The organism is Brevibacterium linens (assembly GCF_003999335.1).
Lineage (GTDB): Bacteria > Actinomycetota > Actinomycetes > Actinomycetales > Brevibacteriaceae > Brevibacterium > Brevibacterium linens.
In genome coordinates this window covers 3,471,430-3,492,995 of the sequence record NZ_CP026734.1, presented here as the reverse complement: position 1 = coordinate 3,492,995, position 21,566 = coordinate 3,471,430, and the positions used below count along the sequence as shown (strand labels likewise).

The 21,566-nt window shown below is 65.8% G+C and carries 20 protein-coding genes; 9 read left to right on the top strand and 11 right to left on the bottom strand.

The genetic code is table 11. The features are described from left to right. Positions 1-40: 40 nt before the first annotated feature. The 5 genes from pheA to CXR29_RS15745 all read right to left on the bottom strand — a co-directional run bounded on the left by pheA (position 41) and on the right by CXR29_RS15745 (position 4,705). Complete coding sequence (pheA, locus tag CXR29_RS15765) at positions 41-979, bottom strand: prephenate dehydratase (RefSeq protein WP_127365043.1); 939 nt, start codon at positions 977-979, stop codon at positions 41-43. Next, on the bottom strand, positions 976-1,800 hold the full coding sequence (locus CXR29_RS15760) for a glycosyltransferase family 2 protein (protein ID WP_127365042.1): 825 nt from the start codon (positions 1,798-1,800) through the stop codon (positions 976-978). Before CXR29_RS15760 ends, pheA begins: the two co-directional genes overlap by 4 nt. 82 nt (positions 1,801-1,882) lie before the next feature. After that, positions 1,883-2,761 (bottom strand): DUF5926 family protein, encoded by an 879-nt coding sequence (locus tag CXR29_RS15755; RefSeq protein ID WP_101554347.1) that lies wholly within the window; start codon positions 2,759-2,761, stop codon positions 1,883-1,885. Between the two features lie 124 nt (positions 2,762-2,885). Next, complete coding sequence (locus CXR29_RS15750; protein WP_101554346.1) at positions 2,886-3,800, bottom strand: GTP pyrophosphokinase; 915 nt, start codon at positions 3,798-3,800, stop codon at positions 2,886-2,888. Positions 3,801-3,910: 110 nt separating this feature from the next. Then, on the bottom strand, positions 3,911-4,705 hold the full coding sequence (locus CXR29_RS15745; protein WP_101554345.1) for an exodeoxyribonuclease III: 795 nt from the start codon (positions 4,703-4,705) through the stop codon (positions 3,911-3,913). Positions 4,706-4,881: 176 nt separating this feature from the next. On the opposite strand from CXR29_RS15745, the gene CXR29_RS15740 reads away from it, so the two are divergent. Both CXR29_RS15740 and CXR29_RS15735 read left to right on the top strand, forming a co-directional pair. After that, complete coding sequence (locus CXR29_RS15740; protein ID WP_127365041.1) at positions 4,882-5,706, top strand: thioesterase family protein; 825 nt, start codon at positions 4,882-4,884, stop codon at positions 5,704-5,706. Continuing rightward, the gene (locus CXR29_RS15735; RefSeq protein WP_127365040.1) at positions 5,703-6,554 is read left to right on the top strand and encodes an SDR family NAD(P)-dependent oxidoreductase; all 852 of its coding nucleotides are present in this window, start codon (positions 5,703-5,705) and stop codon (positions 6,552-6,554) included. The genes CXR29_RS15740 and CXR29_RS15735 overlap by 4 nt, the downstream gene beginning before the upstream one ends. A 517-nt stretch (positions 6,555-7,071) precedes the next feature. Here the strand turns inward: CXR29_RS15735 and CXR29_RS15730 are convergent. Continuing rightward, a complete protein-coding gene (locus tag CXR29_RS15730; protein ID WP_101595372.1) occupies positions 7,072-7,284 on the bottom strand; it encodes a hypothetical protein in 213 nt (70 codons plus the stop codon). Between the two features lie 105 nt (positions 7,285-7,389). On the opposite strand from CXR29_RS15730, the gene CXR29_RS17385 reads away from it, so the two are divergent. Next, positions 7,390-7,563, top strand: a complete 174-nt coding sequence (locus CXR29_RS17385; protein ID WP_164742848.1) for a hypothetical protein — start codon at positions 7,390-7,392, stop codon at positions 7,561-7,563. 74 nt (positions 7,564-7,637) lie between these two features. Here CXR29_RS17385 and CXR29_RS15725 read toward each other — a convergent pair whose 3' ends face one another. Beyond that, complete coding sequence (locus CXR29_RS15725; protein ID WP_101555364.1) at positions 7,638-7,910, bottom strand: GlsB/YeaQ/YmgE family stress response membrane protein; 273 nt, start codon at positions 7,908-7,910, stop codon at positions 7,638-7,640. 240 nt (positions 7,911-8,150) lie between these two features. Between CXR29_RS15725 and pyrE the strand changes: the two genes are divergently transcribed. The 4 genes from pyrE to CXR29_RS15705 all read left to right on the top strand — a co-directional run bounded on the left by pyrE (position 8,151) and on the right by CXR29_RS15705 (position 12,017). After that, positions 8,151-8,717, top strand: a complete 567-nt coding sequence (pyrE, locus tag CXR29_RS15720; RefSeq protein ID WP_025778981.1) for an orotate phosphoribosyltransferase — start codon at positions 8,151-8,153, stop codon at positions 8,715-8,717. A gap of 182 nt (positions 8,718-8,899) precedes the next feature. Next, positions 8,900-9,775, top strand: a complete 876-nt coding sequence (locus CXR29_RS15715) for an ABC transporter ATP-binding protein (protein ID WP_127365039.1) — start codon at positions 8,900-8,902, stop codon at positions 9,773-9,775. Continuing rightward, positions 9,775-11,391 carry an ABC transporter permease gene (locus tag CXR29_RS15710; protein ID WP_127365038.1) on the top strand — a complete coding sequence of 539 codons (1,617 nt, stop codon included), beginning with the start codon at positions 9,775-9,777 and terminating at the stop codon, positions 11,389-11,391. The genes CXR29_RS15715 and CXR29_RS15710 overlap by 1 nt, the downstream gene beginning before the upstream one ends. Beyond that, positions 11,388-12,017: a TrmH family RNA methyltransferase gene (locus CXR29_RS15705; protein WP_101595378.1), complete on the top strand. Its 630-nt coding sequence runs from the start codon at positions 11,388-11,390 to the stop codon at positions 12,015-12,017. The genes CXR29_RS15710 and CXR29_RS15705 overlap by 4 nt, the downstream gene beginning before the upstream one ends. Positions 12,018-12,282: 265 nt before the next feature. Here the strand turns inward: CXR29_RS15705 and CXR29_RS15700 are convergent, their stop codons facing one another. From CXR29_RS15700 to CXR29_RS15690, 3 genes are all read right to left on the bottom strand, one after another. Further along, entirely contained in the window at positions 12,283-13,428 is a 1,146-nt protein-coding gene (locus tag CXR29_RS15700; protein ID WP_127365037.1) for an acyl-CoA dehydrogenase family protein, read from the bottom strand. A 38-nt stretch (positions 13,429-13,466) separates the two neighbouring features. Continuing rightward, positions 13,467-14,660, bottom strand: coding sequence for an acyl-CoA dehydrogenase family protein (locus CXR29_RS15695; RefSeq protein ID WP_101555360.1), 1,194 nt, complete (start codon positions 14,658-14,660; stop codon positions 13,467-13,469). 321 nt (positions 14,661-14,981) lie between these two features. Continuing rightward, positions 14,982-16,301, bottom strand: a complete 1,320-nt coding sequence (locus tag CXR29_RS15690) for an MFS transporter (protein ID WP_101555341.1) — start codon at positions 16,299-16,301, stop codon at positions 14,982-14,984. 138 nt (positions 16,302-16,439) lie between these two features. Here CXR29_RS15690 and CXR29_RS15685 point away from each other — a divergent pair, with 138 nt between their 5' ends. After that, positions 16,440-18,398 carry a BCCT family transporter gene (locus tag CXR29_RS15685; protein WP_127365036.1) on the top strand — a complete coding sequence of 653 codons (1,959 nt, stop codon included), beginning with the start codon at positions 16,440-16,442 and terminating at the stop codon, positions 18,396-18,398. Between the two features lie 199 nt (positions 18,399-18,597). Then, complete coding sequence (gene fbaA / locus CXR29_RS15680; RefSeq protein WP_127365035.1) at positions 18,598-19,623, top strand: class II fructose-bisphosphate aldolase; 1,026 nt, start codon at positions 18,598-18,600, stop codon at positions 19,621-19,623. 321 nt (positions 19,624-19,944) lie between these two features. Here fbaA and CXR29_RS15675 read toward each other — a convergent pair whose 3' ends face one another. Then, on the bottom strand, positions 19,945-21,483 hold the full coding sequence (locus CXR29_RS15675) for an alanine/glycine:cation symporter family protein (protein WP_101555338.1): 1,539 nt from the start codon (positions 21,481-21,483) through the stop codon (positions 19,945-19,947). Between the last annotated feature and the right edge of the window lie 83 nt (positions 21,484-21,566).

Here is a 21,566-nt window from a genome sequence, read left to right as displayed (position 1 = left end):
GGCGGACCGAATTGGGACGGGGGCCGCCGGTCGGAATGCGTCAGCCTTCGAGGGTGCGGTCGAGCCAATCGGCGGCTGCGGCGAAGGACTCGTCCGTCGTCGTCGGGTCGACCGGCACCACGGCTCCGTCGGAGCTCGGGTAGCTGCCGAGGAAGTGCAGTGTGAGTGCCGCCCGGTGAACTCCCTGCAGAGCCTCGGCCATCCGTGCTTCATAAATGTGCCCGAGCAGATCGATCGAGAACTGGTAGAGGCCCAGCCCGTCACCGGTCGGCCGGGATTCGATGCGGGACATGTTCACCCCGCGGCTGGAGAACTGTTCGAGCAGTTCGAGCAGCGAACCCGCACGGTCCGAGCGCAGGGCCGCGACGATGGTCGTCTTATCGGCCCCTGTCGGAGCGGGCAGAGGACCCGGGCGGGTGACCACGACGAATCGGGTGACGGCATCTTTGCGGTCGCCGATGTCCTCGGCGACTATCTCGAGTCCGTAGCGCTGAGCGGCCAGGGCCGGGCAGACGGCAGCCATATGGTCACCGGCGTCATTGGCCAGATCCCTGGCGGCCGCGGCAGTCGAGGACGTCGGCAGGTAGACGGCTTCGGGGAAGTTCTCGTTCATAAACGCCCGCACCTGTGCCTCGCCGTGCGGGTGCGAACCGAAGGAGGAGATCTCCTCCCTGGTGGTGCCGGGTTTGACGGCGAGGACGAAGCGGACGGGCACGACCACCTCGGCGATGATCTGCAGACGCCCGTTCTCGGTGAGCGCATCGATCGTGGCGGGCACCCCGCCTTCCAGCGAGTTCTCGATCGGCACGACTGCGGCATCGCAGTCACCTTCGAGTACCGCATCGAGTGCCGAGGGGGCGTTGCGCATCGGATGAGTCGTGGCCTCGGCGCGCAGGTTCCGGGAGTCGAGGAAGCTGAGCAGGGCCGCCTCGGTGAAAGTGGCCTCAGGGCCGAGGTACGCGAAACGGTTGAGGCTCACTTGCCGGTCTCCTTCTGGTTCTCACCGTAAGGTGCGCCGTCGGCTGACCCTGCGCCGCCGGCTGGTACCCCGCCTTTCCGCTTCGCGCGGAGGCGGCGGACGAGGAGCGCGCGTGCGACGTCGCGGTACTGCGCGGCACGGTGCAGCTGCGCCTTGAGATCGCGCCCGGTGACGCGGTGGTGGAGGTCGCATTCGACCTCTTCGACGCGCAGACCGGCGCCCACGACATCGATGGTCATAGCCGCCTCGACGCCCCATCCGGCGGCGAAGGGAAGGGCCGCGTCGAAGGCCTCCCTCGACAGGCAGCGCATTCCCGACAGGGGCTGGGTGGCGTCGAATCCGGAGAGTTCGGCGATGCCCTTCTTCGCCAGTCCGACGACGAAGCCGAAGCCTCCGCCCTTGCGTTTCTGCGCGGGCAGGATCGCGATCGTCATGTCCGCCCGACCGGCGAGCACGGGCTCGGCCAGGGGGGCGGTGTTAATGGCGGAGTCCTCGAGGTCGCCATCGATGAACAGCAGCGCTCGGTGGTGCGGGTCGACGCCCGGATCGGCGTCGGAGATCTCCCGATTGCGCACGGCGAAGGCCCCGGTCATCATTGCCGCGGCCTTGCCCTTGTTCTTCGGGTGGGTGATGACCTCGGCGCCGGCCCGGCGGGCCCGAGTCCCCGTGTCATCGGCCGATCCGTCGTCGACGACGAGGACCAGGTCGACCCCGGGGATCTGCTTGGCCGCGGTGACGGTGGCACCGATCCGCTGGGATTCGTTCATCGCGGGGATGATGGCGGCGACTGCCTCGGGGGCGGGGTGCGGCTGTGCGCTCATGTCGGTTCTCCTGTCCGTCACCATCACCGAGGTGGGGCACCCTTTTTCGGGTCCCGCCTCGGTGATGGAGTGGTGACGGATATCAGTGGATGGTCAGCTGGCGGGACACGATGCCCGAGCGGACGCGGCGGGCCTCGGTGCTCATCGGCTCGGTCGTGTTCAGCGCTTCGTCGAGGCGCTTGCCGAACGCGGCGATGGGCTCGTCGACGTCGTCGACTGGGGTGCCGAACTCGAGTTCCCAGACGGGAACGATGATGCCGTGGGCGCGGAAGTAGCCGAGGAAGGTGCCGATTCCGCCGAGGTCGTTGGCGTTCTCTGCCTGCAGGCGGGCCATCGCATCGACGACGCGGTCCTCACCTTCGGGGCGGGCCCAGCGGACGTAGGTGCGGCCGGACATCTCGGTCCAGTAGGCGGAGTCGACGGAGGCGAGCTTCTCGGTCGGGGCCACGGAGTCGTTGGCCTGCTGTAGTGCGGCGGCGACGTCGGCATCGGACTCGGCTTCGGGCAGGGCCCAGTAGTCGAAGTTCTCGAGCACGCGGACGTCGAACGGGTGAGAGGTGTCGAGGATGTCCTGCAGACGCGGGCCCTCACCGGGTTCGGTCGTTGCCTCGATGGAGGTGCCGGGTTCGGCGTCGACGGCGGCCAGCAGGCCGCGGGCGACGTCGCGGGAGGCGTCGGTCGAGGATACGGGCACCTGCATTCCGGCCAGGATCTCACCGTCGTCGCGGCGCCAGGCCTGCCATGCGGCGGGCAGCAGGGACGTGATGGTCACTTCGTGGCCGCCGTATTCCTCGGTGAGCTTCGCGGTTGCGGTGGCCGCGGGCACGAGCTCACGCAGGCAGATGAGGTCGGCTTCGAACGGCAGGTCCGCGAACGGACGCGCGACGAATGCCGTGGCCTGCGCCCTGGCGAGGCGTTTGGCGATGAGTTCTTCCTTGGAGCGCTTCGACTTCTTTCCCATGGGACGCAAGTCTAGTCGGTGGAGCGCGTGCCAGGCTGTTGGGTTCGCAGGCGTGCCTGTGGCGGCGGGGTCAGAGGCATCGAATGTGACTGAGCACAGTCTGTCCGAGCCGATGCGGGGCCGTTCAGCTCTCGTGGCCGACGGGGATGAAGTAGCGCGTGGTGTTCGACTCGTCCATGCGCACCTGCAGCTTGTCGCCGGGATGGGGGAAGGCCGAGCGCTCCGGATTGTCGGGAGTCAGCCCGAGTGTCTCGAGCCGGATGATGCCGTGGCGGCCCACCTCGTCGGCGGCGAGGACATAGGAGTGGTTGAGCTCGCGGATGGTGACCTCGATGGCCGGATCGGTCGGTTCGTCCGCCTCGGCGAAGGCTCGCGGAGGGGCGGAATTGCCCATGCCCAGATACGCGCCGACGTCATCGGCGATGTAGCCGGCCACGGAATCGGCCTGCGCCATGAGTCCGGCGAGGATGACCGACAGCCGCTCCTGCTGGGGATCGGATTTCAGGGCCTGGCCGGGTTTGAACAGCTGCTCCTCGGCCAGCACGCACCACGCGTCCTGCATGATCGTGCGCAGCTGGAGTTCGACGAGGACGGAGGGTTCGGAGTCGAAGGGGACCTCGACGATGAGGTGGCGGCCGCGGTATCCCGAGGGCTTCGGGGTCGCGGAGTAGTCGCGCACCTCGGCGATGGAGAGGTTCGTATCGTCACTCACCTCGGTGAGCAGATCCCACAGGGCCGACTGTTCGCGTTCGGTGCGGCAGATGACGCGGGCCCCGACGACATCGATGACCTGATTCTCGACCTCGACGGATTCGTGGATCTCGTCATTGGCATCGGCGAGCTTGCGGCGCAGCTTCTCGCCCGTGCGCAGCCGATCCTTGATCCGACCGTCGACGACGCGGATTCGGTCCCCGGAGAGCAGAGCGGACGGAGCACGGACGGACTCGACCCAGTCGTTGACCGTCTCGAGGGCGGCTCTCCAGGTGGACTCACGCCGGTCGTAGGCTTCGTCGACCAATTCACGGACAGTTGCTGACATCCTCGTCACCTTCCTAGCTCCTGATTCAACTTCACCAGAAGAGAGGGGAGATGTCTATGGCTTCGACGCTGAAGTTGCGCCGGGGTGCCGAAAGGTGAGACGAGGGTGCCTCAGACGTCGTAGTCGACGATGACGGGAGCGTGGTCGGACGCTCCCTTGCCCTTGCGCTCCTCGCGGTCGATCTCGCCTGCGGTCGCGGTCTTCGCCAGTGCCTGTGAGGCGAGCTGGAAGTCGATGCGCATGCCCTGCTTCTTCGGGAACCGCAGCTTCTGGTAGTCCCAGAAGGTAAAGACGCCGGGGCCGGGCGTGAACTGTCGAGTGACTTCGGACAGTCCCGCGCCAAGCAGTTCGTCGAAGGCGGCGCGTTCGGCATCGGAGACGTGGGTGGCGCCGTCGAACTCGGCCATATCCCAGACGTCCTCATCGAGCGGGGCGACGTTGAAGTCACCGCAGAGGACGAGCTTCTTCTCCGGTTCGGCACTGAGCTGGGCGGCGATATCGGCCGTCAGCGCCTTGTACCAGTCGAGCTTGTACGCGTAATGCGGGTGGTCGAGTTCGCGGCCATTGGGCACATAGAGCGAGTAGACGCGCACATCGTTGCAGGTCACCGACAGCGCCCGGGCTTCGACGACGGGATCTTCCGAGCCGAAGACAGGGATGTCCGTGAACCCGATCTCGGTGTCGGCCAGTCCGACGCGCGAGGCGATGGCCACCCCGTTCCACTGGTTGAGGCCGTGATAGCTGACCTCGTATCCGCGCTCGGTGAACAGCTCCTCGGGAAACTGGGCATCCTTGCACTTGAGTTCCTGGATGGCCAGGACATCGACATCAGAACGATCCAGCCAGGCCCCGATGCGGTCGTGGCGGGCACGGATCGAGTTCACATTCCACGTAGCGATTCTCACCCTCCCACCCTAAGCCGTCCGCGCCGGAGGTGAAAGCGGGGTGCGTGCGGCTGCCGGTGGGCCGCCTCGGCGTGCTTATGCCGGAGCAACACAGCCGCTTATGCCGGAGCCGTGTGGAAGGGGGCGTGCCCAGCCCCTGCGTCGAGCGGACCCTCTCGGCTCGATAAGCTGGGACCATGCCTGCAGCTCCCAACGAACACCTCGGCCACGACGGGGCCGCCTACCCGGACTCCTACTATGTGCGCCTGTCAGAGGACCGCCTCGTCTCGACCCTGCACAGTCAGGGAGCGTGGCAGCCCGGCGAGCAGCACCTCGCGCCTGCCTCGGGGATCGTGCTCGCCGAGATCGAGCGGCGGCTGCCCAGCGACAAGCTCATCTCCCGAGTGACCTTCGACGTGCTCGGCGTCATTCACTCCGGCGAGTTCACGATCGACGTCAACGTCATCCGTCCGGGACGGACCATCGAACTCGTCGAAGCACAGATGCGCCATGGTCAGCGCACCAGCGTGACCGCGCGGGTGTGGCGTCTGCAGGCCTCCGACACCGAGGAGGTAGCCGGCGACGAATGGCAGGCGATGCCACCGGTGTCCGAAGTGCCCGAGGCTCCTTTCACCGGTCGTTGGGGCGGCGGCTACATCGCGTCGCTCGAGGGCCGGCAGGGCGCGGACGCCCACCCCGGATACGCACAGTCCTGGGTGCGCAGCCCCTATCCTCTCGTCGATGGTGAGATCGACCCGCCGACCGCAGCCTTCGTCAAGTTCGTTGATACGGCCAACGGTCTTGCCGTCCGCGAGAATCCGAAGACGACGTTCTTCCCGAACGTCGACCTCTCCATCCACCTCACGCGCGTTCCCGAGCCCGGCTGGGTCGGCTTCGACACCAGGGTCGCCTTCGGGCCGACCGGGCTGGGGCAGACGACGAGCGTGCTCAGCGACGCCGGCGGACCCATCGGCACTGCGGTGCAGTCACTGACCGTGCGCAGAGGACAAGGCGCGGTATGAATCGCGAGGTCCCGCCCTCGCAGCGCAGCGAGACGTCCCGAACCCGGGACGGATCCTCGCCGAGGCGGGACCCGAGTCCCCGGCCGCGTGCCCTTATCACCGGGGCGAGTTCCGGGCTGGGACGCGGCTATGCCCGCACCCTGGCCACCGAAGGCTACGACCTCGTCCTGGTCGCCAGGAACGAAGCCCGACTGAGTGAGCTGGCCGACCAGCTGCAGACCACGCAGAACATCCGCGCCGAGGTGGCCGTGGCGGATCTGTCCGACCGTGACGGGATCGACTCGGTCGTCGAGATCATCGCGACGCAGCCGATCGATGTGCTCATCAACAACGCGGGCTTCGGTCTGCGCGGGACGCTGCTGGACACCGATATCGCCGAGCTCGACGAACAGGATCGGGTGCTCACCGGGGCGGTGAGGGAGCTGTCGCTGGCTTCGGCCAAGCGCATGCAGTCCCGCGTTCGCGGAGGAATCGTCAACGTCTCATCGCTGGCGGCGGTGACGACGATGGGACAGTACGCCGCTTCGAAGGCGTCGACTCTGATCTTCACTGAGGCGCTCGCCGGCGAACTCAGGGACAGCCCGGTGACGGTCACGGCCGTTCTGCCCGGATTCATCCGGACGGAATTCCACAGCCGCCTCGGCGTGGAGCGTCCCGGACCTGGTCTGATCTGGCTCAGCGTCGATCAGGTGGTGCGGGAATCGCTGCGTGATGCACGGGCGGGAAAGGTCGTCTCGGTTCCGGGGTGGGGATATCGGTTGGCCGCGCTCGTGGCTCCCGTGGTGCCGCGTCCGCTCATGCGCTGGGGATCGACTGGATTCTCCTTCGCCCGCACTCACAGGATGTGACCTATATGCAATTCTGGGCGAGCCCGACAGTATTGAGTTGAGGATTGAACTACCTGAAGATGAGCCTGTGACCAGGGGTTTTATTCTGATCGCTTCTATGCTATAGGGCTCGACAGGGTTCAAGACGGGACGTGAGATTCTTTACAAGCGCTACGAAAGTGTGGTCAAATTAATGATGTCCGCCCGGTGGGGATCGGGTGGACATAACGGACGTATGGGGATGCGTCCGGGTACTCGAGGGGAGTGCTGCGAGGACCCCGGGATGTCGCGATTACGCGCCCCGGGGTTCTTGTCATTCACCGCAGTGTTTCGCGACCGCCCGCCTGACTTCAGGTCACTATCGGACATCCGAACTCGAATCTAGGTCACTATCGGATACTTCTGCGTGCGAAAAGTATCCGATAGTGACCTAGATTCGGTGGCCGCATCCGATGGTGACCTCGCCGCTGCCTGCTGCTAAAGCAGAAACTGCAGCTGCCGGCTTCTGCCGACTGCGGCGCTCTTGGATGGCGGCCGGTTACTGCACGCTGACGCTGCGTTGGCGGCGCGAGCGCGTGCGGGCGACGCCGACCTCGAGGGCCACCGCGCTCAGCGGGGCACCGAGCGCCACCGAGGCATTGCCGGCGGCGCGCTCGGCGACTTCGGCGATGACGGTATCGATGTCGGCGCGTTCATCGGCATCGACATGGATGAGCGGCTCCGGACTCCGCGCGGTGCCCCGCAGGATCACCTGGGCATCCGAGACCCCGTCGGTGGATTCGAGGTCGGCGGCGACCGCCCGCGCTGCGGATCGACGTCACCGTCGAGGACGTATTCGTCGACGAGGAGGCCGCCGATGGCTGAGAAGCCGATGGCTGAGAGCGAGACCGTCCGCGGGTTCGACGAGTCGGCCGTCTCGGCCTGCGTGACCGAGTCCGTCACCGGAGTAGACGGTGTTGCGGGACTGGCGCCGGGGCTGCGCGACATGATCGCCAATGCGGCCGCACGGGTGATGCGCCGCAGCACGTGAACGGCACAGAAAAAGGTGGATAGCCCATGTTTGAACCTGGGCTATCCACCTTTTTCTGTGCCGTTGCCGACGGGTCAGGCGGCCTTGGACTTCGAGCGTCCGGTGATGAGGCCCCAGACGATGAGTACGATCAGCGAACCGCCGATGGCGCACAGCCAGGACGACAGCGAGAAGAACTTATCCATCTGGGCGCCGAAAATCATGCCGCCGAGCCAACCGCCCAGCATGGCTCCGATCACGCCGAGGATCAGTGTGGCGAAGAAGCCGCCGCCCTGCTTGCCGGGCAGGATCGCCTTGGCGACGGCTCCGGCGATGAGTCCGAGGATGAGATATGCGATGAAACCCATGTTGCTCACGTCCTTCCTGAAGGCACTTGACCGGCTGGGTTGCGCGGTGTTGTTGACACTCTACAACTCACTGTTGGCGAAAGTCTAAAGGTGTGATGATTCTTTATAGCATCGGTACAGACGCGGGCGCGACGAAATCCTCCCGCTCCAGATCTGTGCCGTCTGTCACGTCCGCATCCGCCGCCGTCGCTGAGACGGCGCTGAACGGTCGCCCGAAACCCGCGCATTAGACTGGAGACCATGACCGACAGCGCTGACACTCGCCGACAACTGCTCGACCTCATCGACGAACTCGCCGTGGTGCGCGGCAGAGTGACCCTCTCCTCCGGCAAGGAGGCCGACTACTACCTCGATCTGCGTCGGGTCACCCTCGACCACCGCTCGGCACCGCTTGTCGGCGACGTCGTCCTCGACCTCCTCGAGGCTCATGATCTGCTCGACACGGTCGACGCCGTCGGCGGTCTGACCATGGGCGCCGATCCTGTCGGCACCGCCGTCATGCACCGCTCGGTCGTGCGCGGCACCCCGCTCGACTCCTTCGTCGTCCGCAAGGAGGCGAAGAAGCACGGCATGTCGCGGCGGGTCGAAGGGCCCGATGTCGCCGGCAAGCGCGTCATCGCCGTCGAGGACACCTCGACGACGGGCGGTTCCGTGCTCACCGCCGTCGACGCGCTCAAGGAAGCCGGCGCCGAGGTGGTCGCCGTGGCCGTGGTCATGGATCGTGACACCGGCGCCAAGGAACGGGTCGAAGCCACGGGAATTCCGTATCTGACCGCGCTGACGACTGCGGATCTCGGACTCGACTGAGTCCCGCCTCGGCGAGGTGGACCTGTGAGGTGCCGCCTCGGTGAGGAACCGGCTCACCGATCACGACCTGGGACTCGACTGGCAATTCTGTCGAAATCGAGGACGTGGTTTGAAACAAGTCTCTGATTTCAACACGATAGATGAGACACTCCCCAAGAACTGTTCGATGCAAAGGATGACGCGTGCTCACACTGAAAGAGGTTTCCCTGCGCAAGGGGAAGCGGACATATCTGGACGAGGTGAGTTTCACCGCCGAGGCGGGCCGGATCACCGCAATCGTGGGAACCCGATCGGCGGGCCGCACCGAACTGGTGCGCATCATCATGGGCCTCATCTCCGCCGATGAGGGCACCATCGAACTCGAGGACTTCGAACTCGACTTCGGAGACCGACAGAATTTCGGCTATCTGCCCGCCGAACGCGGCGGATATCCGAACATGCGCGTGCTCGACCAGATCGTCTACCTCGCCCGCCTGCACGGGATCACCCTGGGCGCGGCCGAACGGAACGCGCTGACCCTGCTCGGCCACCTCGAGCTCGCCGACCGCGGCTACGCTCCGCTGAAGAACCTCTCCGGTGCCGAGATCGCCCGCGTCGACATCGCCGCAACCCTGGCCGCCGACCCCGATGTCGTCGTCATCGATGATGCCTTCGCCGGCCTCGACGCCGCCTCACTGCGTCTGGTCACGTCCCTGCTGCGGGCCCACGCATCCTCGGGAGTGCCCGTCATCCTGGCCACCGACGACTGGGAGGCCGCGCAGACCTTCGCCGATGACGTCATCATTCTGGGCCAGGGCAAGGTCACCGCCTCGGGCAGCGTCGAGAAGCTGCTCGGCGATCCGCACTACCGAGTCGAGACGACCGACACCGAGGCGGCCGTCTCGGCGCTGAAATCCCGGACGGGAATCAGCGACGTGGCGACCGCCGGACGGGAGGCCGTGAGCTTCCGCGCCGACGATGCGAAGACAGCCGCCGCTGCCGTGGCCGAGCTGAAGAATGTGAAGAACTTCGAAAGTGTCCGCCCGACACTGGCCGAGCAGTACAAGGAGGCTCTGTAATGGCGCGCAAGGACAAGGGTGCGAATGACGAGTCCTCGGAGCCGATCGTGTCCAAGGGCACGGCCGGCGAAGGCATCGACGACCTCGGTCTGCCGGCCGACGACGATGTGATCGACGACGAGACCACCGCCGAGGAGGTCGACTCGGAGGACGAGACGACCGTCACCGGTGCAACCAAGGGATCGGCCGCCTCGGCGAAGAAGGACTCGGACGAATCCGGCGCGACTGTCGGCCTCGATGACGTTCCCTTCGAGCTCGCCGAGGACACCCCCGACCCGGACGAGCTGCCGGAGACCGGACTGGTCTCGGAATTCGTCGACGTCGGCAACCGCCAGGCGGCATGGCTCGTGTCGAACCGTGAGTCCACCACCGCCATGCGCAGCCCGTACTTCCTGGTCACCGCCGCTGTGATCATCCTCGGTGTGCTGGCCGCGATCATCTCCGGAATCGTCGCCGATGTGCAGAAGGACTCGGGCACCCCGACCATGGCGATGGTCGGAGTCGGCGAGCAGGCTCAGATGTACGAACAGCAGCTGGGTGTGAAGATCACCGACGTCGACGACGCTCAGGCAGCCGAGAAGCTCGTGCGTGAGGGCAAGGTCGACGCCGCATTCATCCAGGACCCGAGCGGTCAGGGACAGCCGACGATCATCGCACTGGACAAGCAGCCCGACGCCCTGCTCGAGAAGCTCGCGCCGAAGACGGAAGCGACGCTGCTCGAGACGCCGGCCGTCGAGAATGATGTGGCCACCCCGCTGCTGTGGGCAATGGTCGCACTGTCGATCCTCGTCGTCGCCACCCTGGGCACCGCGCTGTACCAGAACCTGCGTCTGGAGAAGCGCAACCGGATCACCGAGATCATCGCGGCCACGATTCCGCCGCGCTCTGCGGCTTCGGGCCGGATCACGGGCATGCTGACCTTGGTCATCGTCCACCTCGTGGCCGCCGCCGTCGTCACCGAGCTCGGGCTCTCGCTGTCGGGCAAGACGTCCTTGGCATTCGCCATGCTGCCGGGCCTCGGCTGGTTCGCACTGACCCTGCTGCTCACCGCTTGGTCGGTGTTCGCGCTGCTCGTCTGGGCATCGACCGTCGTCGGGAGCAGGGCTCGCGCCACCTTCGTCACGATCATCGGCGTCATCACCGTGGCCGGCGTCTTCGCTCCGGTCATCATCGGACCCACCGGGACTGTTGCGAAGGTGCTGTCGTGGACGCCGTTCACCTCGCCGCTGGGCATCGCCGGTCGCTTCTTCGCCGGTCAGGCCGCGTGGTGGGAGGGCCTCGTCGCCGCCGGCATCGCTCTGGTCCTCGCCGTCGTCCTCCACGCTCTGGCCTCGGGTGCGTACGTGCGCTCAGTGCTGTCCGGAGGCGGACGCGGCGGCAAGACCGTGAAGATGAGCAAGCGCGCGCAGAAGGTCGGTGCCGCAGCCTCGGCGAAGGGGTCTGCGAAGTCGGACTCGACCGCAGACGAATCGGACGAGGCCGGGAAGTCAGCGGACGACGAGAAGTCGAGGGCCGCCTCGGCGAAGGAATCCGGCACGAAGATGTCGGACGTGAAGTCCGGCGGGAAAGACGAAAAGGACGCGAAGTCGGCGGATGATTCCCGCGACGACAAGTGACCGATAACGCTGAACCGCAGGTGGGGGTCGGTCCGTGGACCGGCCCCTGGCCTGTGGAAGAGCACTTCGATCCGGAGCTGCTGGCTGAAGGCGATCGGCGCAATGTCGTCGACAAGTATCGCTATTGGAAGCACGACGCGATCGTCGCCGACCTCGACGCCTCGCGGCACGACTTCCACGTCGGCGTCGAGAACTGGCAGCACGACCTCAACATCGGTTCGGTCGTGCGCACCGCCAACGCCTTCAATGCCGCAGCCGTGCACATCGTCGGCAGACGCCGCTGGAATCGGCGCGGGGCGATGGTCACCGACAAGTATCAGCACGTCATCCACCATCCGAGCGTGGACGACCTGCTCAGCTGGTGCGCCGAGAACGACGTGCCGCTGCTGGGCATCGACAACTTCCCGGACTCCGTGCCGCTGGAGACCTACGATCTGCCCAGGCGCTGTCTGCTGCTGTTCGGTCAGGAAGGGCCGGGACTGAGCGAGGAAGCGCATCAGGCCAGCCGCGACGTGCTCTCGATCGCGCAGTACGGGTCGACGCGGTCGATGAATGCCGCAGCCGCAGCCGCGATCACCATGCACTCCTGGATCCGTCGCCACGTCTACGACCAGCCTGTGAACTGAGTTCGCCGGCAGCGGAGGTCTCCGTCTGGTCTGTATGGTCTGTGGGACACCGGCCGGGACGCAGAGACGCAGAAGCGCCGAGGCGGCACGACGGTGGTCGTGTCGCCTCGGCGCTTCTGTGCGGCCGGGATCCGGCCGCCTCGGTGGGCTTCGGCGGGCCCTGCGGGGACCCGGCCACCCGGCCGCCTCGGTGGGCTTCGGCGAGCCTCGACGACGCAGCGCCGCACGCTCGGGGGCGAACGTGCGGCGCTGAAGTGCCGCTGCCTCAGCTGAGGTCAGCGGACTTGGGTTCGATGAGTCCGCCGAGTCCTGCGAGCTCCGCGGTCAGCGAATCCGAGTCGTCGAAGGTGCGGGTCATGACCGTCAGGCGCTTGGCGTAGTGGCCGATGGGGTATTCCATGGTCATGCCGATGCCGCCGTGCATCTGGATCGACTCCTGGCTGATGTTCCGAGCGGCGCGGTCGACGATGATCTTCGCGGCGATGACGTCGCGGTGACGGTCCTTCTCGGCACCGGGGACCTCGGAAGTGACGGCCAGGCGCGAGTACAGGGCCATGCTGCGTGCGTACTCGAGCTCGGCGTAGAGGTCTGCGGCGCGGTGCTGCAGAGCCTGGTTCGCACCGATCGGAGCACCGAACTGCTCACGGGTCTTCAGATACTCGGCGGTCATCGTCAGCGAGGCTTCGAGTGCGCCGACTGCCTCGGCCATGATCGCGGCGTTGCCCAGGTCGAGGACCTCGGACAGCACGGCGTTCGCGTCGGCGGCGTCGAGGCGCTGGGCGGCGACACCGTCGAGCTTGAGGTTCGCACTGCCCAGGCCATCGGCCTGACGCTGAGCCACCCGGGTCAGGCCCTCGGCATCAGCGGCGACGAGGTAGAGGCCGAGTTCGCCGTTCTGCGTGGCGGTGACGACGAAGTGGTCGGCGACGTCTCCGCCGAGCACGTTGTTCTTCTCGCCGGTAAGGGTGAAGCTGCCGTCGGCGCCGGAGACCTGGGTCTGCGGGGCGTCGACTGCGTAGCGCAGTCCGGGCTCGAGTGCGGCGAGAGCGAGGAAGGTCTGTCCCTCGGCAACACCGGGCAGGATGGCCTGTTTCTGCTCCTCGCTGCCGCCGAGCAGAACGGCGTTGGCGCCGAGGACTGCGGTTGCCAGGAACGGTTCGAGGACGAGGGAGCGGCCGAACGCTTCGGCGACCACGGCCACCTCGTTGAAGGTCATGTCCGCGCCGCCGTAGGACTCGGGGATCGCAAGCCCGAGCAGTCCCATCTCGGCGAAGGCCTGCCACTTCTCGCGGGAGATGCCCTCGTCGCTGCGAAGGATCTCTTCGCGCTTGGCGATGTCGTACTCGCTGCGCAGGTACTTGTTCAGTGTGCTGGCGAGTTCTTGCTGAATGTCGTTGAGTTCAAGATCCATTGTTGTCCTTCTTGGGAGATCGGGTGAGCGTCGGTATCTCAGAGACCGAGCAGTGCCTTCGAGATGATTCCGCGCTGCACCTCGGACGAACCGCCGTAGATGGTGACCTTGCGGGTGTTGAAGTAGCCGGGCAGAGCGTCGACGGCGCCGTTGGGCAGGTCGGACAGACCCTGGCCCTGCACGCGGTCGGAGACGAAGTCGAGACCCTGCGGACCGAGCACGTCGACGAGGAGTTCGGAGATGTCCTCCTGCAGCTGGGAGCCCTTGAGCTTGAGCACCGAGGAGCGCGGATCCGGCTTGTCGGACCCGGCGGCCTGAGTGGAGAGGATCCGCAGCTGGGTCATCTCGAGCGCGGTGAGTTCGGCTTCGATCTTCGTCAGACGAGCGGAGAACAGGGGATCGTCGAGCAGAGTGCCGCGAGCGGTCTTCGTCACCGCGGCGTAGGCCTTGGCACGGGCGAGGTTGACCTTCGAACCGCCGATGCGGGCGATTCCGGTGCGCTCGTTGCCGAGGAGGAACTTCGCGTAGGTCCAACCCTTGTTCTCTTCGCCGACGAGGTTCTCGACGGGCACCTCGACATTGTCGAAGAAGACCTCGTTGACCTCGTGGCCGCCGTCGATGAGCTGGATCGGGCGGACGGTGACGCCGGGGGTTTTCATGTCGATGAGCAGGAAGGAGATGCCGGCCTGCTTCTTCACATCCGGATCGGTGCGCACGAGGTTGAAGATCCAGTCGCCATACTGACCCAGGGTCGTCCAGGTCTTCTGACCGTTGACGATGTACTTGTCGCCCTGGCGCACCGCCGTGGTCTTGAGCGAGGCGAGGTCCGAACCGGCGTTGGGCTCGGAGAATCCCTGCGACCACCAGATGTCGATGTTCGCGGTGGCGGGCAGGAAGCGCTCCTTGATCTCCTGCGAACCGAAGGTGGCGATGACAGGACCGACCATGGAGACGTTGAACGGCAGCGGCTGCGGAACGCAGGCCAGCTGCATCTCTTCGAGCCAGATGTGACGCTGCACGGGGGTCCAGTCCTGGCCGCCCCATTCGACCGGCCAGTTCGGCACGGCATAGCCGTGCTGGTTGAGGATCTGTTGCGAGGTGACTATGTCGTCCTTGCTCAGCTCCTGGCCGGTGGCGACCTTGAGGCGGAGTTCCTCAGGGATCTCCGTGCGGTAGAACTGACGCATCTGCTGCGCGAAATCGCGCTCTTCTGCATTCAGTAGGGTGTCCATGCGAACTCCTTATAGATCGTTCAGTAACTTTCCTTCAATGGTACGGTCCGGTGTTCAGGCTCACAAGTGGGCGATGAGGGATATCCTCGCCGAGGCGGCCCTCCGGTAGGGGCGGGCGTTGATGTCACAATCGCCTAACTTTAGTTCAAAAATGCACTACTACACCTATCGCAAGCTCGCGACTGGGCCGCGAACCGTGCGAACTCGCACCCGAGCGAACTCGCATAGGGCGATTCCGCGGGAGAGGAATGTTGATTCTCGCCGCTGAAACCAACATTCCTCTCCCGCAGAATGGCGCGCGGGTTCCGCACCGGGGTCGGGCTACGCCTCTGTGCGGGCCTGCATGGAGTGGGCCGGGGCGTCCGGGCGGACGGGGATGATGAGCGCCAGACCAACAGCCAGAACGATGAGGATGCCCAGCGTTCCCGCCCGCTGGAAGCCGAAGATCGTGATCGCCAAGGCGAACATCGCGGGCCCCAGGAAGCTCACGGCTCGTCCGGTCGTGGCATAGAGGCCGAAGTTCTCCCCGGCCGACTCCGGCGGAGTGATGCGGGCCAGGAACGACCGGCTCGACGCCTGGACCGGACCGACGCAGAAGCTCAGGATCAGGGCGCAGGCCCAGAACACGGCCGCCTCGGCGCTGAAGAGGATCGGCAGTCCACCTGCGATGATGACGATGAGACCGGCGATGATGACGGGTTTCGGCCCGAGCCGATCGTCGAACCACCCTGCGATCATCGCCCCGGCGCCGGCGGCGACGTTCGCTGCCACACCGAGGATGATGATCTCCGAGGCGGAGAACCCGTAGCTGCCGGCGGCAAGGACGCCGGCAAAGGAGAAGATCGCGGCCAGGCCGTCCCGGAAGACCGCCGAGGCGATGAAGAACCGCAGCGTCTGATGCTCGGTCGACCACATCCGGACCAGACGACGCACAAGGCCCGCATAGTCGGAGACGAAAGCGCGGATCGGGTGGCCGCCCGAGGTGCCTTTGACCTTCGCGCCGGGAGCCGAGAACAGGACCGGGATCGCGAAGATCGCAAACCAGACCGCCGCGAGGACAGCGACGATGCGGAACCTCAGTCCGTCGACGTCGCTGGCACCGAGGATGCCCACCTCGGGTTGGATGACGAGGACGAGGAGGAGGACGAGGAGGACCAGCCCTCCGACGTAGCCCATGCCCCACCCGAATCCGGAGACCTTGCCGACATTGTCGGGGGTGGTGATGCGGACCATGATGCCGTTGTAGGACACCTCGGCGAATTCGAAGAACACGCTGCCCACAGCCAGAAGCAGCAGACCCAGCCAGAGATAGTCGGGGGAGTCCCGGACGAAGAACAGGCCGAACATCGTGAGCACGACGATTCCGGTGTGCACGCCCAGCCACAGGCGATGCCGACCCCCGGCGTCGGCCCGAGTACCGGCTGCCGGAGCGATGACGGCGATGACGAATCCGGCCGCGGCCATCGACCAGCCCAATGCCGAGGAACCGGCCTCCTCGGTGGCGGCCACGGACTTCGTCAGATACGGAGCGAACACGAAAGTGATGATTACGGCATTGAACGATGCCGAACCCCAGTCCCACAGTGCCCAATTGACGATGCGCAGGCGGCTTGCTGCCGGTGACGGCGGGGATGCAGACATGGTGTCACTGTACTGAATCGCTGCCCGAACGGGATGAAAACTGCGATAATAGCAGGGGATAGCTGAATGCGACGTTGAAGCAGTCCGTGAATTGCGGCAAAGTAGATAGACGGATCTGAACTCGAAGCGAAGGGCATTATGAGCGACCCCAACGCGGACGACGGCTCCGCGACCGGCCAGCAGGCCGGCGCGACCGTTGAGGCGGACGCGGCACCAACCACTAGTGCCGACGATGCGACCGCCTCCACACCGTCCGAAACCGAACATTATCTCATCGGCGAACCCGACCCCGTAGCGCTTCATCTTCCGGAAAAGCTGCACATCGGCGAAGGCGACTCCGATGCGGAGATCACCGAGAAGCTGCGCCGCCAAGGTGTGCGCATCGGCAAGGGCATGATCGCCCCGGCCGTCTTCTGGCCGGCGCTGATCATCATCGTCGCCGTCGCGGCTTTGGCGATCGCGCTCCCGACGTCGACCGGCGACGTGATCTCTGCGATGCAGGGCTGGGTTGTCGCCGACCTCGGCTGGTACTACATGCTCGTGATCGGGCTGTTCGTCGTCTTCGCCATCGTCGTCGGATTCTCCAAGTACGGCAGAATCCGGCTGGGCAAGGATGGCGACCGACCGGAATTCAACATCTTCTCGTGGTTCGCGATGCTCTTCGCCGCGGGTATGGGCATCGGCCTCGTCTTCTACGGCGTCGCCGAACCGCTGACCTACGCCACGACCGGGGCGAAGCCGGGATGGCCCGACAACGAGATCGACGACGCGAAGCTGGGCATGGCCCAGACCTTCGTCCACTGGGGTCTGCATCCGTGGGCGCTCTACGCCGTACTCGGCATGGCACTGGCCTATGCGATCCACCGCCGTGGTCGCCCCCTGTCGATCCGCTGGGCCCTCGAACCGCTCCTGGGACGTTTCGTCAAGGGGTGGGCCGGTGACGTCATCGATGTCATCGCGATCTGCGGAACGGTCTTCGGCATCGCCACCTCTCTCGGGCTCGGCGTGCAGCAGATCTCGGCCGGACTCAAACACATCGGCGTCGTCGGTGAGTACGACAACATGTTCCTCGTCATCCTCATCGTCATCATCACCTTCCTCGCCACCGCCTCGGTGGTCTCGGGTGTGGGCGCCGGCATCAAGTGGCTGTCGAACATCAACCTCACGATGGCCGGTATCCTCCTCGTCACGGTTCTCGTGCTCGGGCCGACTCTGTTCCTGTTCCAGAACTTCGTCGAGTCGATCGGCGTGTATCTGGCCAATGTCTTCGATATGACGTTCGACATCGGTGCCTACACCGGTGACGAAGGCGCGGAGTGGAACTCCTCCTGGACCCTGTCCTACTGGGGCTGGTGGATCTCGTGGGCGCCCTTCGTCGGCGTCTTCATCGCCCGCATCTCGCGTGGCCGCACCGTGCGCGAATTCATCGCCGGTGTGCTCCTCGTGCCGTCGATCGTCGGCTTCTTCTGGTTCTCCGTGATGGGCGGCACCGGCATCCACCGTCAGATCTTCGGCACCGGCGACCTCGTCGACCCGGATGAAGGCGTCGTGGCCGAGCGCGTCCTCTTCGACGTGCTCGGAGACCTGCCGCTGGGCGCAGTGCTGTCGGTCATCGCCATCATCGTCGTGGCGATCTTCTTCATCACCTCGTCGGATTCGGGTTCGCTCGTCGTCGACATGCTCGCCTCGGGCGGCCACCCGAACCCGCCTCTGTGGTCGCGTGTCCTCTGGGCGCTGATGGAGGGTGCACTGGCGATCGGTCTGCTCATCGCCGGCGGACTCGGAGCGCTGCAGGCCGGGTCGCTGCTCACGGCGCTGCCGTTCAGCATCGTCCTCGTCTGCGTGTCCACGCTCAAGGCCTTCGGCAAGGAGGCGCAGCGGACGGCGGCGATTGAGCGTGCCGCGCGGTTCCGTCAGGTCGGTGAGCACCTGGCCGATGATTTCGACGAGTACCTCGGTGACAAGGTCGATGAGCGCATCGACTACCGACTCACGCGCACCCGCGGCATCGGCGATCGGATGAAGTCGCGCTCCGGAGGAACCCGGGAGTCGCGCAAGTTCGGCCGCGACAAGGGGACGTCGACCCCCGCGGACTGACACGGCACCGTCGACGGACATTGCGCCGCCGACGGATCGAGGGCCCGTGTGACCGACTCGCAGTCGGTCACACGGGCCCTTGTCGTACCAGATCTCATCGCAGATCCCGGACCCCGCTGTCGGCGGCTTCTGCGGCGCAAGTCGGAACGAGTAGGCTGGTGGCGAACGAGTACACCGACCCATCGACCAAGGAGCGCACATGCCCATCGCAAGCCCCGAAGTGTATGCCGAGATGATCGACCGCGCGAAGACCCAGGGCTTCGCCTACCCCGCGATCAACTGCACCTCCTCGCAGACGATCAACGCCGCCATCCGCGGCTTCGCCGAGGCCGGATCCGACGGCATCGTGCAGATCTCCACGGGAGGCGCCGAATACATGTCCGGCCCGACCGTCAAGGACCGCGTGCGCGGTGCCATCGCGTTCTCCGTCTTCGCCGCCGAGGTGGCCAAGAGCTACGACGTCAACATCGCACTGCACACCGACCACGCCCCGAAGGACGCCGTCGAAGCCTGGGTCAAGCCCCTGCTGGCCGCATCGACCGAGCGTGTGAAGAACGGCGGCGAGCCCTACTTCCAGTCGCACATGTGGGACGGCTCGGCCGTTCCCCTCGACGAGAACCTCGTCCTCGCCGAGGAGCTGCTCGAGCTCTCGACGGCCGCGCACTCGATCCTCGAGATCGAGGTCGGCGTCGTCGGCGGCGAAGAGGACGGCGTCGAGAACGAGATCAACGACAAGCTCTACACCACCGTCGAGGATGGGCTGGCCACCGCGCGTGCCCTGGGCACCGGCGAGAAGGGCCGTTACCTCACGGCTCTGACCTTCGGAAACGTCCACGGTGTGTACAAGCCCGGCAATGTGAAGCTGCGCCCCGAACTCCTCGGTGAGATCCAGGAGAAGGTCGGCGCCGAAGTCGGCAAGAAAGCTCCGTTCGACCTCGTCTTCCACGGCGGTTCCGGATCGAGTGCGGAAGAGATCGCCGAGGCGGTCCGCCACGGAGTCGTGAAGATGAACATCGACACCGACACCCAGTACGCCTTCACGCGCCCCGTCGTCGAGCACATGTTCCGCAACTACGACGGAGTGCTCAAGATCGACGGTGAGGTCGGCGACAAGAAGCTCTACGACCCGCGCTCCTACGGCAAGGCCGCAGAGAAGGGCATGGCCGAGCGCATCGTCGAAGCCTGCCAGAACCTCGGCTCGGCCGGCACCAGCCTGCATAAGTGAGTCTCAGCCGGCTCAGCTAGCTCGGCTAGTGGGCCGGAGCGCAGCAGGGTCTGCCTCACGAACCGACAGCGGCCGTCGCCCGATTTCGGGCGGCGGCCGCTGCGCATGCTGAACCGTCGAGAAACGGGCCAAGCGTCGAGAAACGCACGTGGACACCCGTGTCTCGACAGTCAGCCCGTTTCTCGGCGAGATTCCACTGTGGAATGTACGAGGCCCGGGACGCCATTGTCCCGGGCCTCGTATCGTCCCTCGGATCGGCGGACGAGTTGTCTGCCGATCGGACTGCCTGCCGAGTGGCCTGCAGCCCGGTCGCGCTTCGCGTCAGCCTTTGGGCACCGCCTCGCCGGCCTTGAGGCGAGCCACCCGCTGATCCCAGAAGTCGGCGTTGCGCACGCCGATCTTCTCGGGCTCGAACACCGGGTCCAAGCCGAGCTTGGTCTGGCGTTCGAAGTCGCGCAGGAGCTTGAACGCCGGCTGCTGCAGGATGAGGATGCTGATGATGTTCAGCCAGGCCATGAGGCCCACGCCGATGTCACCGAGCGCCCAGGCACTGCCGGCTGTCGACATCGCGCCGACGGCGACGGCGATGAGGATGAGCAGCTGCAGCACGCGCTTGCCGACCGCGAGCACCATGGTGTTCTTGGCCTTGCCGAGCAGGTACACGAGGTTGGTCTCGGCCATGTAGTAGTAGGCGACGATCGTGGTCAGCGCGAAGAGGAAGATCGAGATCGCGATGAACCCGGCGCCGAGACCGTGGATCATCGAGTCGAGCCCCGCCTGCGGCCACTTCTCGCCCGGGGTCGCTGCGATCTCCTCGGCCAGCTGGCCGCGGCCGGTGCCGATGATCGTGGTGCCGTCGGCGTCGAAGACCTTGTACATGCCGGTCGAGAGGATCATGAACGCCGTCGCCGAGCACACGAAGAGGGTGTCGATGTAGACCGAGCCGGCCTGCACGAGTCCCTGTTTCGACGGGTGGGAGACCTCGGCGGCCGATGCCGCGTGAGGCCCGGTGCCCTGTCCGGCTTCGTTCGAGTAGATGCCGCGCTGTACGCCCCACTGGACCGCCATACCGATGATGCCGCCGAAGGCCGCTTCCGGTCCGGCGTCGATGCCGAAGGCCGAGGTGAACATCAGCTGGAGGACCGGAACGATCTGATCAGCATTGATGATGGTCACGGCGATGGCCGCAATGATGTAGATGACGGCCATGAAAGGCACAGCCAGCGAAGCGAAGTGTGCGATGCGCTTGATGCCGCCGACGACGATGAAGCCCATGATGATGACCAGAGCGATTGCGGTGCCCCAGGTCGGAATGCTCCAAGCATTCTCGACGGCGCCGGAGATCGCATTGGACTGGATGCCCGGCAGCATGAACGACATGGCGATGACGGTCACGGCGGCGAAGACCATGCCGTAGACCTTGAACAGGCCGCGAGCCTTGGTGTGGCGGTAGGCCTTCTCGATGTAGAAAGCGGGGCCGCCGCGGTACTCGCCGGTGCGAGGGTCCTGCTCCTTGAAGATCTGGCCCAGCGTGGACTCGACGTAGGACGTCGAGGCACCGAGGAGAGCCGAGATCCACATCCAGACGACGGCGCCGGGGCCGCCGAAGCCGATGGCGGTGGCGACACCGGCGATATTGCCGACGCCGACGCGACCGGCGAGCGAGATCGCCAGAGCCTGGAAGGACGAGACGCCCTCATTGGAGCTCTTGCCCCTGAACATCTGCCTGAAGATGGCGGGGATCTGGCGGATCTGCACAACCCGTGAGCGGATCGTGAAATAGACACCCGCGCCGAGGCACAGGTAGACGAGGGCGGACGACCACACCACCCCATTGAGCCAGTCGATGAAAGCGGACACGCTTCTCCATTCGTTCTTCCGTATCGGGATCGCCGACACGGTGTTGCTTGTCTAGCGTCTGTGCCGGAGCGCCGGCCCGCTGC